The organism is Pseudoflavonifractor intestinihominis, assembly GCF_040096055.1.
GTDB lineage: Bacteria > Bacillota > Clostridia > Oscillospirales > Oscillospiraceae > Pseudoflavonifractor > Pseudoflavonifractor intestinihominis.
Window position 1 is genome coordinate 107,637 of the sequence record NZ_JBBMFK010000007.1, and the last position, 12,683, is coordinate 120,319.

The following is a 12,683-nucleotide window of genomic DNA, read 5'->3' on the forward strand; positions in this document are numbered from 1 at the left end:
GTGGAAACTGATGCTGAAAATGGGCATAAAGAACAAGGCGGCCGGCAGCTATCTCTCTCTGGTCGCAGCTCTGGTAGCTCTGGTCACGGCAATCGTGTTCCTGGCGACCCAGGCAACGGCAGCCCCTCTGGGGCATGACGGAACCGCACCCGGCGTGGTGCTCCTGGCGGGCGTGGCCGCCGCAGTGGTGCTCTTCATCTTCCCCATTCGCTTTGGAGCACTGATCCAGGCCATCATCTACAATATCGCGCTCTATCTTGTGGTCGTCCAGCTGTACTTCGTGTTTGCTGACGTGATCAACAACGTGACCTTCGCCGGCGGCAATGCGGGCCTGTGTGTGTTCTACATGATGGGCACCCTGGTCTGCTGCCTGCTGAGCGTGGTGGCCTGCTTCTTCAAGCAGACCCGGGACGAGTCCGAGGCGCAGCCCGAGGGGACCAAGTCCAGCCCTGTGGGCGCTGTGGCGCCTGCCGTGCTGCTGTGCGTCATCGCCGTGTGCGTGGGCGTGTACTTCAACATGGACGGCGGCATCAGCACGCCTGCCTCCGGCACTGAAGGCGGCGACGGCGGTGCTACCGCAGAGAATACCGAGGGTGTCAGCGTGAACTATACCGACAACACCTTCAAGGATATGTCCCTTGAGGATCTGGCTGCCATTCCCATGGAGACCTGGGAGGCCAAGGAGGCCGACGGCCAGGTGGCCTACTACTTCGAGGGCCAGTACACCGAGGGGTTCAGCACCATCGTTGACCCCGCCTGCCTGGATATGTACTGCTGCACCGACGGCTCCATGTACGGCTCCTTCAGCGGCCCCACCACTTCCGTGGGCAGCGGCACGGTGTCCTATGTGTACGGCTACTGGTACAACTACGATGAGAACGGCGAGTACAACTTCGTCATCCACATCACCGGCAACCAGGATGCCGACGGCACCCTCCGTCCCACCAACGTGGAGGGCGGCGCCGACGCGGATGTGTACATCTTCGACACCGATCACGGCGCCTACAACTGGGAGGCCAGCCTGAGCTACGGCGTGATGGGCGGCATGATCACCCGTAACATCAACATCTACGGCCAGGTGTACACCAAGGCCCAGAGCCTGACCATCGACTCCTCCGCCCTGCCCGTGTTCTACACCGGCGACAGCTTTGACGCCACCTCCCTGGTGGCCACCGCGGTCCGCGGCAACGGCGCCGAGGAGTCCATCTGGAACGGCCGTATCTCCTACAGCGGCTTTGACTCCGAGACCCCCGGCACCAAGACGGTGACGGCCAGCTTCCTGGGCGCCACTGCCACCTTCGACGTGACGGTGGAGGAGCTGGTGGCCGACACCTATACCGGCAGCTACGAGCTGGTGGTGGACGGCACGCCCACTGCCACTGAGGCCCAGATGGTGGTGGACTACTCCCACAAGACCTGCACAGTGACCAGCACCGACGGCACCCTCTCCATCAGTGGCACCGTGGAGGATTCCGCTGACGGCAGCGTGACCATCACCCTGAACGGCAGCGAGCCTATGACCGCTGTCATCACCGAGGGCGACGCCGGCACCCAGATCACCATCCCCGCCCACCAGGAGGTTGTCTCCGGCTGGGGTACCAGCGAGACCTACGAGATCGGGGAGTGCACCATGACTCTGTCCGCCTGAGGCGGGAGAGAGATCGCTCCAGAGATCTGATGCAGAATAAACTGCCCCTAAGAGCAGGGCGCGCGGTATATGCCGCGCGCCCTGCTTTTGCCGTTCAGCACAAAAGCGGAGCCGGAATCGGCCTGGTCTTCTGTTTGACGGCGCGGCGGAAGATGGGGTATACTGATAACCGATATAAAAGGATAAGACAGATGGGGGTACCGCGGCGTATCCGGCGTGCAGGGAAGGCATGCCGCCTGGCGGGACGGTATGCCCGGCTGCTGAGAGAGGAGTTCAGTCCCATGTTCCAGCTTTACGATATGCATACGCATACCGTGTTTTCCCCCGATTCCCAGACCCCCATGGAGGACATGGCGGAGGAGGCCATCCGCCGGGGTATCACCGGTATGGCCATTACAGATCACTATAACCCCGACTACCCCACCCTGCGTTTCCGTACCGGCCAGCCCACGGTTGAGTACCACCGGGCCATGGAGCGCCTGGCGGAGCAGTATTCCGGACGGCTGGAGGTGCTCAAGGGCGTTGAGATGGGCGTCCTGGACGGGGACACCATGGACCGCTGCCGGGCGGCGGCCAGGGATTACCACTACGACTTTATCCTCGCCTCCTTCCACTCCGACCGGGAGCGGACCTTTGACGACATGGCCCGGGACCCCTTCTCCAGGACGGAGGAGGTGTTCCGGCACTACTACGAGTACGTCCTGTCCTGCATCAAGCAGTTCAAGGACTACGACGTGCTGGCCCACCTGAATCTGGTGGACCGCTACGCGCCCTATATACCTGACGACAGCCTGTACACCGACCTGGTGGACGAGATCCTCCGCACCGCTGTGGCCGACGGCAAGGGCCTGGAGATCAATACCGCCAGCTGGCGGTACCGCATGGGGGAGCGCACCACCCCCACCGCCGCCATCCTCCGGCGCTACCGGGAGCTGGGCGGCGAGTACGTCACCGTGGGCTCGGACGCCCACACCCCCAACTGGCTGGGCGACCACCTGGGCGAGGGCTGCCAGCTGCTGCGGGACCTGGGCTGGGAATACTACACCGTGTACCGGAATAGAAAGCCCTGCCCCATCAAGCTGTGACCTGACGGCGCGTCAGCGGCGCCGGTTAAGATATGCGGAACGTACCGGAAGAAAGGGGACTGGGCATGTATTCCAAACAGATCACCATCCAGAACAGGAGCGGGCTTCACGCCCGGCCTGCCGCTGACTTTGTCAGCCAGGCGGGCAAGTTCAAGGCCAAGATCGGGGTCCAGCGTGCCGGAGAGGACGTGGTGGCCGACGGGAAATCCATCATCATGCTCCTCGCCATGGGCCTGGCCCAGGGGGAAGAGGTGATCCTCTCCGCCGACGGCGAGGACGAGAAGGAGGCCGTGGAGGCTCTGGCCGAAGTGCTGGCCAATTGCAGGACATAAATTTCCACAAATGGACTGCTGGCCTTGTAAGAGATGCCGGGGGTATGATATCCTTAATAAAGAAGTAAAAGCACGGGAAGCCGCCGCATGAGACAGGGCGCGGCGGGTATTTCGTCGCAGGAAAGGAATGAATGGCAGTGGAAATGAACAAGCACAGCAACCTGGACCCCGCGTCCCTCGCCGCCTACATCGACCACACCCTCCTCAAGCCGGAGGCCTCCGTGGCGGACATCAAGAAGGTGTGCGACGAGGCCAAAGAGCACCACTTTGCCAGCGTGTGCGTCAATCCGTCCTACATCCACTATGTGGCCGGGCAGCTGGCAGGCAGCGGCGTGACCCCCTGCTGCGTCATCGGCTTCCCCTTCGGCACCCAGACCCCCGAGGCCAAGGCCTTCGAGGCCCGGGACGCGGTGGCCAACGGCGCCCGTGAGGTGGACATGGTCATCAACGTGGGCGCCATCAAGTCGGGCGACTGGGCCCTGGTGGAGCGGGACATCGCCGGCGTGGTGGAGGCCACGGGCGGCAAGGCGGCCGTGAAGGTGATCCTGGAGACCTGCCTGCTCACCGACGAGGAGAAGGTGGAGGCCTGCAAGATCAGCAAGAAGGCGGGCGCGGCCTTTGTCAAGACCTCCACCGGCTACTCCAAGGGCGGCGCCACCGTGGAGGACGTGCGCCTCATGCGGGAGACCGTGGGCCCCGATATGGGCGTGAAGGCCTCCGGCGGCATCCGCACCTATGAGGACGCGGTGGCCATGATCGAGGCCGGCGCCAACCGCCTGGGCGCCAGTGCGGGCATCAAGATCATCGCCGGTCCTGCGGGTACGGAGAGCGCCACGGGCGCCGGTTACTGAGAAAAGCGCATAAGAACGTCATTGGGGCGGGAAAGCCGTAAAAGCGCGGCTTTCCCGCCTTTTCGCCGAAAGCGGCATCTCCGCCTCCTTGGCAGAGAAGAGAATGTGGTCCGTGGTAAAAAAAGGAGGATCTTTGGTAAAAAGAGCGGATGGTCTTGCGCTGCAGGAGCGTTTATGATATGCTAAAAAACCAGTGAGGGCCGGAGAGAATTTTGTTGAGAAGGATGAAAGCCAAGACGGTTTTTTCTTTCAAATGGTCTCCTGTCCCCGCCTTAGTCTGCCTGATCGGGCGGATTTTGGAGCGAGTTGAATAGAACAGTGCGGATGCGGTGCGGCATAAAGCCGCCTAACAGGGAAGACCGGTGAAACTCCGGCGCAGTCTTACCTCTACTGTAAGCGCGGACGAGAGCGTCAGTCCATTGGCATAGCCGAGAAGGGACGCTGGAGGGTGAAGCGCAAGCCAGGAGACCTGCCGCAGTTCGGTACGTACTCTGAGGTGGAGGGTACTGGCATACGTAAAACGCGGGCCCTTTCCATTGGAAAGGGCCCGTTTCTTTGTTGCCAGACCGGGAGGCGCTATGGCAAAGCTGGAACACTATATCGATGTGGGGGACAAAAAGCTGCGCTGCGGCTATACCACCGGCACCTGCGCGGCTGCGGCGGTCCGGGGCGCGGCGGAGCTGCTGCTCCTGGGGCGGCGGCTGAGCGCCGTCCGGCTGGACACCCCGGCGGGCATCCCGGTGGAGGCCGAGCTGCTGGAGCTCTCCGCCGGGCCGGACTGGGCGTCCTGCGCCGTGCGCAAGGACGGGGGCGACGATCCGGATATCACCGACGGCACCCTGATCTGCGCCCGGGTGGAGCGGACGGACGCGCCCGGCGTGGAGATCGACGGCGGCGAGGGCGTGGGCCGGGTGACCAGGCCCGGCCTGGACCAGCCTGTGGGCGCGGCGGCCATCAACTCCACACCCCGGCGGATGATCCGGGAGCAGGCCGAGGATGTGCTGAAGGAGTGGGGCGGGACCGGCGGAGTGCGGGTCATCATCTCCGCACCCGAGGGCCAGCGGCTGGCTGGCGGCACCTTCAACCCCCGGCTGGGCATCCAGGGGGGCATCTCCATCCTGGGCACCAGCGGCATCGTCCGGCCCATGAGCGAGGAGGCCCTCATCCGCTCGGTCCACCTGGAGCTGGACCTGGTGCGCTCCGGCGGGGCGGAGGACGTGCTGGTCACCCCCGGCAACTACGGTGAGGACTTTGCCCGGGACGTGCTGGGGCTGAGCCTGGACCGATGGGCCCTGTGCAGCAACTACGTGGGCGAGGCCATCGACCACGCCCGGGGGCTGGGGTTCCGGTCCCTGCTGCTGGTGGGCCACCTGGGCAAACTGGTGAAGGTGGCGGCGGGCATCATGAACACCCATTCCCGCACCGCCGACGGCCGGGGAGAGACCATGGCCGCCCACACCGCCCTGTGCGGCGGGGACCGGGCCCTGGTGGAGCGGGTCTTTGACGCCCCCACCACCGACGGTGGGGTGGCGCTGCTGGAGGCGGCCGGCCTGAAGGAGGACGTGATGGCCTCCCTGTCGGCAGCTCTGGACAGGCGGCTCAAGGCCCGGGCGGGGGCGGACATGGAGATCGAGGCTCTCTTCTTCTCCAACCGGTTTGGCATTTTGGGACAGACCCCCGGTGCGGCGCGGCTGCTGGCGCGCCACCGGGCGGAACATGATAGATAACAAAAAACGGAGGCTCACTGATATGGTACACTTTATCGGCGCCGGTCCCGGCGCACCTGATCTCATCACCCTGCGGGGCGCCCGGCTGCTGGCTGAGGCCGACGTGATCATCTATGCCGGTTCCCTGGTGAACCCGGCCCTGCTGGAGGGCCGCAAGGAGGGCTGCGCCGTGTACGACAGCGCGTCCATGACCCTGGAGGAAGTGCTCGCCGTCATGGAGCAGGCCGAGCGGGAGGGCAAGACCACCGTCCGGCTCCACACCGGCGACCCCTCCCTCTACGGCGCCATCCGGGAGCAGATGGATGAGCTGGACAAGATGGGCGTGTCCTACGACGTGACCCCCGGCGTGTCCTCCTTCTCCGGCGCCGCCGCGGCCCTCAACGCGGAGTATACTCTGCCAGATGTATCGCAGTCCGTTATCATCACCCGCATGGCGGGCCGCACGCCCGTACCCGAGGGCGAGGCTTTGGCCAAGATGGCCTCCCACGGCTGCACCATGGTGCTCTTCCTGTCCACCGGCCTGCTGGAGGATGTGGAGAAGGAGTTGATGAAGGGCGGCTATGCCCCCGACACCCCGGCGGCCATTGTGTACAAGGCCACCTGGCCCGACCAGAGGGTGTACCGCTGCACCGTATCCACCCTGGCCCAGACCGCCAGGGACAACCACGTCACCAAGACCGCCCTCATCACCGTGGGCGGCTTCCTGGGCACCGAGTACGAGCGCTCCAAGCTCTACGACCCCACCTTCACCCACGGCTGCCGGAAGGGGACCGAGGGATGAAGCTGGCCATGGCCGCCTTCACCGCCCGTGGGGCGGCGCTGGGGAAGCGGCTGGCGGCGGCCCTGGCGGCGGAGGGGGAGGATTGCTCCCTGTCCGTCCCCGCCCGACTGGCCCCGGCGCTGGACCTGCCCGCCATGGACAGCCTGGCGGACTGGACGGCCCGGGAGTTTGCCCGGGCGGACGGCCTGATCTTTGTGGGGGCCTGCGGCATCGCTGTCCGGGCCATCGCGCCCCACGTGAGGGATAAGCTCACCGACCCCGCCGTGGCGGCGGTGGACGAGGCGGGGCGCTGGGTGGTGCCCCTCCTGTCCGGCCACGTGGGGGGCGCCAACGACCTGGCCCGGCGCATCGCCGCCCTCACCGGCGGACAGGCGGCGGTCTCCACCGCCACCGACGTCAACGGCCTCTTCGCCGTGGACCAGTGGGCCGCCCGGCAGGGCTTCGCCATTGAGGACAGAACGGCCGCCAAGGCGGTCTCAGCCGCCCTGCTGGACGGGGAAGCTGCGGGCTTTGTAAGCGATTTCCCGGTGGACGGCGCCCTGCCCAAGGGCGTGACGGCGGGAGGGGCGAACATCGGCTTTTCCGTCACCGTAAAGACCGCACCGCTGCCCTTTGAGACCGGCCTGCGGCTGGTGCCCCGGGCGCTCCGGCTGGGCATCGGCTGCCGTAGGGGCACAGCCGAGGAGACCATCGCCGCCGCCGTGGACGCGGCCCTGGCAGAACACGGGCTTTCCACAAAAGCGGTGGCCGGAGTGGGCACCATCGACCTGAAGAAGGACGAGGCCGGATTGATTGCCTTCTGCGACCACCGGGGCTGGGCTCTGAACTGTTACAGCGCGGAGGAACTGCTCCGGGCGGAGGGGGAGTTCACTCCTTCCGACTTCGTGAAGGGAGTCACCGGAGTGGACAACGTGTGTGAGCGGGCCGCCGTGCTGGACGGCGGACAGCTGGTCATCCGCAAACGGGCGGCCGATGGCGTCACCGTGGCGGCGGCCCTGCTGCCTCTGCGGGTGACCTTTGAATAAGAAGAAAATACCGCGCCTCAGGGCGCGTATGGAGGTTTTTGGATGAAAGTGACCGTAATCGGTCTGGGCCCCGGCGCGGGCGCCGACCTGACCGGCCGGGCCAGAGAGGCCCTGGCCGCCTGCGACCTGGTGGTGGGCTACACCGCCTATGTGGCCCTGATCAAGGACGAGTTCCCCGACAAGGAGTACCGCTCCACCGGCATGCGCAAGGAAGTGGACCGGTGCCGGGCGGCGGTGGAGGCCGCCGTGGAGGGCCACGACGTGGCCATGGTGTGCTCCGGCGACTCGGGCGTGTACGGCATGGCGGGGCTCATCTATGAGGTGGCCCAGGACTATCCGCCGGTGGACATTGAGGTGGTGCCCGGCATCACCGCCGCCTGCGGCGGCGCCGCCGTGCTGGGTGCGCCTCTGACCCACGACTTTGCAGTGGTGTCCCTGTCTGACCTGCTCACCCCCTGGGAGCTCATCGAGAAGCGGCTCACCTGCGCCGCTGAGGCGGACTTTGTCCTGTGTATCTACAACCCCATGAGCCACAGCCGTCCCGACCACCTGCGCCGGGCCTGCGACATCCTGCTGAAGGTGAAGGACCCCGGCACGGTGTGCGGCTGGGTGCGCAACATCGGCCGTGAGGGCGAGGAGTGCAAGCTCCTGACCCTGGCGGAGCTGAGAGACGAGAAGGTGGACATGTTCACCACTGTGTTTGTGGGCAGCAGCGCCACCATGAACCTGAACGGCAAGATGGTCACACCCCGTGGCTACCGGGGCGTGGGCTCCCGGGAGGCGTAAGCAGCTCGGGCATAAGGAGGAAAAAGCGTGGAAATTCTGCTCTTCGGCGGCACCACCGAGGGCCGCCAGCTGGCTGAATGGCTGGCAGAGGCGGGACAGCGGGTGACCTACTGCGCGGCCACCGAGTACGGCGGCGCCCTGGCCCCGGAGGGAGCGGGCGTCACGGTCCACACCGGACGGCTGGATCAGGCGGGCATGGCCGCCCTGCTGGCGGCGGGCACCTTTGACTACGCGGTGGACGCCACCCACCCCTACGCCCCACAGGTCAGCGCCAATCTGAGGGCGGCGGCCGGGGAGGCGGAGGTGCCCTATCTCCGCCTGCTGCGGGAGGGTCCGCCGGAGGACGAGGGCTGGCTCCACGCACCCGACGCACCCTCCGCAGCCGGGATGCTGCTGGGCATGGAGGGCAACATCCTCCTCACCACCGGCAGCAAGGAGCTGGACTGCTACGCTGTGACGGGCCTGCGGGAGCGGGTATTTCCCCGGGTGCTGCCCAGCCCCGATTCGCTGAACCGGTGCCTGGAACTGGGGTTTCCCCCGGCCCATATCATCTGCATGCAGGGGCCCTTTTCCCGGGCCCTCAACGCCGCCATGGCGGAGCAGCTGAACATCAGGGTGATGGTCACCAAGGCCAGTGGAGGGACGGGCGGCTTCTGGGATAAGGCCGCCGCCGCCCGGGACGTGGGAGCGGCCCTGCTGGTCATCGACCGCCCCTGCCGGGAGACCGGATTGAGCCTGGAAGAGATGAAGGCATTTCTGACCCGGGCATTTTGATGGAGAGATAAAGGAGAGAAACGACCATGAAAAGCCCGGTTTATCTGATCGGCGTAGGCATGGGGGACAGTGGGACCCTGACTGCCGACGCCGCCGACGCCATTGACACCTGCGACCTGCTCATCGGTGCGCCCCGTCTGCTGGAGCCCTGGCGGGACAAGGGGAAGGAGACGGAGGCCATCATCCCCGCCCAGGACATCGCCGACTGTATCCTCAGCCAGGATAACCGCTGTACCGTAGGCGTGCTGCTGTCCGGCGATGTGGGCTTTTACAGCGGGGCCAAGAACCTCTACCCCCTCCTGGAGGAGGAGCGGGAGGTCATCGCCATCCCCGGCATCAGCAGCCTGGTGTACTTCTGCGCCCGCATCCACACCGCCTGGCAGGACGTCCACCTGGTCAGCGCCCATGGCCGCAGCTGCGACGCGGCCGCCGAGGTGAGCCGCAATGCCAAGACCTTCTTCCTCACCGGCGGGGACAACGGCCCGGCGGAGCTGTGCGCCCGCCTGCGGGACCGTGGCCTGGGCCAGGTAAAGGTGTGGGTGGGGGAGCGGCTGTCCTATGAGGACGAGCGGGTTACCTACGGCACCGCCCAGGAGCTGGCCGAGGACGAGTTCGACCCCCTGGCCGTGATGCTGGCGGTCAACCCCAGCCCCGAGCGGGGCAGGGCCTACATCCCCACCCTCACCGACGAGGACTTTATCCGCGGGGACGTGCCCATGACCAAGGAGGAGGTTCGGGCCCTGGCCCTGGTCAAGCTCCGCCTGGAGCCGGGACAGAAGGTGTGGGACGTGGGCGCGGGCACCGGCTCGGTGTCAGTGGAATGCGCCCGGTCCATCCCGGACGGCGACGTGTTTGCCATTGAGAAAAAGCAGGAGGCCCTGGAGCTCCTGTCCAAGAACAAAGCCAAATTCGGCGTGTCCAACCTCCACCTGGTGGCCGGAGAGGCCCCCGGGGCCCTGGAGGGACTGCCCATCCCCGACCGGGTGTTCCTGGGCGGCACCTCGGGCAGCCTGGGAGAGATCCTGGGCATCGTGTTCCGCAAGAACCCCGCCGCCCGGGTGGTGGCCGCCGCCATCACTCTGGAGACTCTGGGGGAGGCCATGCGGTGCTTTGAGGGCATGGGCCTGGCCAATGTGGAGATCACCCAGATCTCCGTCAGCAAGGCCAGGACCGTGGGCCCCTACCACATGATGAACGCCCAGAACCCGGTGTGGCTCATTTCCGGGGAGGGACAGGGATGAGCGGCGGGGCGCTGCCTAGGCTCCTGCTCTGCGCCCCGGCAAGCGGCGGCGGCAAGACCACCGTCACCTGCGCCATCCTCCAGGCCCTGGTGGACCGGGGGCTGGCCCCCGCGTCCTTCAAGTGCGGCCCGGACTACATCGACCCCATGTTCCACAGTGAGATCATCGGGGCCAAGAGCCGCAACCTGGACCTGTTCTTCTGCGGGGAGAACTTGGCACGCCAGCTCCTGTGGGAGAACGGCCGGGACTGCGGCGTGTCGGTCATTGAGGGGGTCATGGGGTACTACGACGGCGTGGCCATGGGTACACAGGCCAGCGCCTACCACCTGGCTCAGGCCACCGTGACCCCCGCCGTGCTGGTGCTGGACGGCCGGGGCATGGGGCTGTCGGCAGCGGCGGCGGTGAAGGGTATCAGGGACTTCCGAGCCGACAGCGGTATCGCCGGGGTGATCCTCAACCGGATCTCCCCCATGCTCTACCCACGGCTGCGGGACGCCATCCAGGGGGAAACAGGTGTAAAGGCATATGGCTTTCTCCCAGAACGGAAGGACTGTGCCCTGGAGAGCCGCCACCTGGGCCTGGTCACCGCAGCAGAGGTGGCCAACCTGAGGGGGAAGCTGTCCGCCCTGGCCGCCCAGGCCGAGGAGACGGTGGATCTGGACGGCCTGCTGGCTTTGGCCAAGTCCGCCCCCGCGCTGGAGTTTGAGGCGGCGCCTCTTCCGCCCCCGGTGCCCGGCAGACCCCGCATCGCGGTGGCGAAGGACAAGGCCTTCTGCTTCTACTACGCCGACGGACTGGACGCCCTGGAGCGGCTGGGGGCGGAGCTGGTACCCTTCTCCCCCCTGGAGGACAAGAAGCTGCCCGAGGGCAGCTCCGGCCTCTACCTTGGGGGCGGCTACCCGGAGATTTTTGCCGGAGAGCTGGCCCGAAATACCGAGATGCTGGAGGCGATCCGCTCCGCCGTGGCGGGCGGTATGCCCACCGTGGCCGAGTGCGGCGGATTCCTCTATCTACATGAGCACTTGCAGGACAGCGAGGGCGTGGACCAGCCGCTGGTCGGGGTGTTCTCCTGGTCGGCCCGCAACACCGGAAAGCTGGGCCGCTTTGGATATGTGACCCTGACGGCTCAGAAGGACGGCCTGCTCTGCCGGGCGGGGGAGGGCTTCCCCGCCCACGAGTTCCACTACTGGGATAGTGAGCGGCCGGGCGCGGATCTCCACGCCCAGAAGCCCGGCAGCAGCCGGAGCTGGGACTGCGCCTGGCACACACCCACCCTATACGCCGGATTTCCCCATTTTCATTTCCGCGCCTGCCTCGAGGCGGCCCGCCGCTTCGTGTCGGCATGCGCCAGATATCAGGAGGAGCGTGTATGAGCATTCTGGAGGAGACACTTGCAGCCATTGTCCCTGCCGATCAGGCGGCCATGGACGCCGCCTGGCAGCGCTGGGATTCCATCGCCAAGCCCCTGCGCAGCCTGGGCCTGCTGGAGGAGGCGGTGGTCCGCATCGCCGGTATGACCGGTACGCCCGCCGTGAAGCTGGGCAAGCGGGCCGTCATCGCCATGTGCGCTGACAACGGCGTGGTGGCCCAGGGGGTAACCCAGACCGGCCAGGAGGTGACCGCCATCGTCACCGAGAACATGTCCAGCGGCGACACCAGCGTTTGCCACATGGCGGCCGCCGCCGGGGCGGAGGTCATCCCCGTGGACATCGGCGTGGCCCGTCCGGTGGTGGGGGAGCGCATCCGCCAGTACAATATCCGCCGGGGCACCGCCGACATGACCCAGGGCCCGGCCATGACCCGGGAAGAGGCGGTCAAAGCGGTGGAGACCGGCATAAAGCTGGTGCGGGAGCTGAAGGACAAGGGCTACGGCCTCATCGGCACCGGCGAGATGGGCATCGGCAACACCACCACCTCCAGCGCGCTGGTCTCCGTGTTCCTGAACTGCCCCCCCGAGCAGGTGACGGGCCGGGGTGCGGGTCTATCCAGCGAGGGCCTGGGGCGGAAGATCAGGGCCATTGAGACCGCCATCCAGCTCAACCACCCAACGCCCACTGACCCCATCGACGTGCTGAGCAAGGTGGGCGGACTGGATCTGGCCGGGCTGTGCGGCGTGTTCCTGGGGGGCGCGGCCTGCCACATCCCCGTGCTGGTGGACGGCTTCATCTCCTCCGCAGCGGCCCTCACCGCCGCCCGGCTGTGTCCCACCGCGGTGGACTACATGCTGGGCAGCCACGCATCCAACGAGCCCGCCGGGCGCATGGTGCTGGAGGAACTGGGCCTGAAGCCCTTCCTCTACGCCAACATGTGCCTGGGCGAGGGCACCGGCGCGGCGGCGGTCATGCCCCTGCTGGACATGGCCCTGGCGGTGTACGACGGCATGACCACCTTTGCCGACGAACAGATCGAGGCGTACCAGCCCCTGACCTGAGA

The 12,683-nt window shown here is 66.5% G+C and carries 12 protein-coding genes and 1 riboswitch; all 12 genes read left to right on the plus strand.

All coding sequences use genetic code 11. The features are described 5' to 3' along the window. Window positions 1-10 precede the first annotated feature (10 nt). The 12 genes from WMO64_RS06020 (at window position 11) to cobT (ending at window position 12,681) form a co-directional block, all read left to right on the plus strand. The gene (locus WMO64_RS06020) at window positions 11-1,648 is read left to right on the plus strand and encodes a bacterial Ig-like domain-containing protein (protein ID WP_349231361.1); all 1,638 of its coding nucleotides are present in this window, start codon (window positions 11-13) and stop codon (window positions 1,646-1,648) included. A gap of 281 nt (window positions 1,649-1,929) precedes the next feature. Further along, on the plus strand, window positions 1,930-2,733 hold the full coding sequence (locus WMO64_RS06025; RefSeq protein ID WP_349231362.1) for a histidinol-phosphatase HisJ family protein: 804 nt from the start codon (window positions 1,930-1,932) through the stop codon (window positions 2,731-2,733). 65 nt (window positions 2,734-2,798) lie between these two features. Continuing rightward, window positions 2,799-3,065, plus strand: a complete 267-nt coding sequence (locus WMO64_RS06030) for an HPr family phosphocarrier protein (protein ID WP_294517629.1) — start codon at window positions 2,799-2,801, stop codon at window positions 3,063-3,065. 161 nt (window positions 3,066-3,226) lie between these two features. Then, a complete protein-coding gene (gene deoC, locus WMO64_RS06035) occupies window positions 3,227-3,916 on the plus strand; it encodes a deoxyribose-phosphate aldolase (RefSeq protein ID WP_294517706.1) in 690 nt (229 codons plus the stop codon). 310 nt (window positions 3,917-4,226) lie between these two features. Further along, window positions 4,227-4,407: riboswitch (cobalamin riboswitch) on the plus strand. Window positions 4,408-4,494: 87 nt separating this feature from the next. Then, a complete protein-coding gene (gene cbiD, locus WMO64_RS06040) occupies window positions 4,495-5,643 on the plus strand; it encodes a cobalt-precorrin-5B (C(1))-methyltransferase CbiD (RefSeq protein WP_349231363.1) in 1,149 nt (382 codons plus the stop codon). A 22-nt stretch (window positions 5,644-5,665) separates the two neighbouring features. Further along, window positions 5,666-6,424 carry a precorrin-4 C(11)-methyltransferase gene (cobM, locus tag WMO64_RS06045; RefSeq protein WP_349231364.1) on the plus strand — a complete coding sequence of 253 codons (759 nt, stop codon included), beginning with the start codon at window positions 5,666-5,668 and terminating at the stop codon, window positions 6,422-6,424. Continuing rightward, window positions 6,421-7,449 (plus strand): cobalt-precorrin 5A hydrolase, encoded by a 1,029-nt coding sequence (locus WMO64_RS06050; RefSeq protein ID WP_349231365.1) that lies wholly within the window; start codon window positions 6,421-6,423, stop codon window positions 7,447-7,449. The genes cobM and WMO64_RS06050 overlap by 4 nt, the downstream gene beginning before the upstream one ends. A 42-nt stretch (window positions 7,450-7,491) precedes the next feature. Further along, entirely contained in the window at window positions 7,492-8,235 is a 744-nt protein-coding gene (cobJ, locus tag WMO64_RS06055; protein ID WP_294517639.1) for a precorrin-3B C(17)-methyltransferase, read from the plus strand. 27 nt (window positions 8,236-8,262) lie between these two features. Further along, entirely contained in the window at window positions 8,263-9,009 is a 747-nt protein-coding gene (cobK, locus tag WMO64_RS06060; protein WP_349231366.1) for a precorrin-6A reductase, read from the plus strand. A gap of 26 nt (window positions 9,010-9,035) precedes the next feature. Beyond that, entirely contained in the window at window positions 9,036-10,250 is a 1,215-nt protein-coding gene (gene cbiE, locus WMO64_RS06065; protein WP_349231367.1) for a precorrin-6y C5,15-methyltransferase (decarboxylating) subunit CbiE, read from the plus strand. Continuing rightward, window positions 10,247-11,623 (plus strand): cobyrinic acid a,c-diamide synthase CobB, encoded by a 1,377-nt coding sequence (locus WMO64_RS06070; protein WP_349231368.1) that lies wholly within the window; start codon window positions 10,247-10,249, stop codon window positions 11,621-11,623. The genes cbiE and WMO64_RS06070 overlap by 4 nt, the downstream gene beginning before the upstream one ends. Next, the gene (gene cobT / locus WMO64_RS06075) at window positions 11,620-12,681 is read left to right on the plus strand and encodes a nicotinate-nucleotide--dimethylbenzimidazole phosphoribosyltransferase (protein ID WP_349231369.1); all 1,062 of its coding nucleotides are present in this window, start codon (window positions 11,620-11,622) and stop codon (window positions 12,679-12,681) included. The genes WMO64_RS06070 and cobT overlap by 4 nt, the downstream gene beginning before the upstream one ends. The last annotated feature ends 2 nt before the right edge of the window (window positions 12,682-12,683 follow it).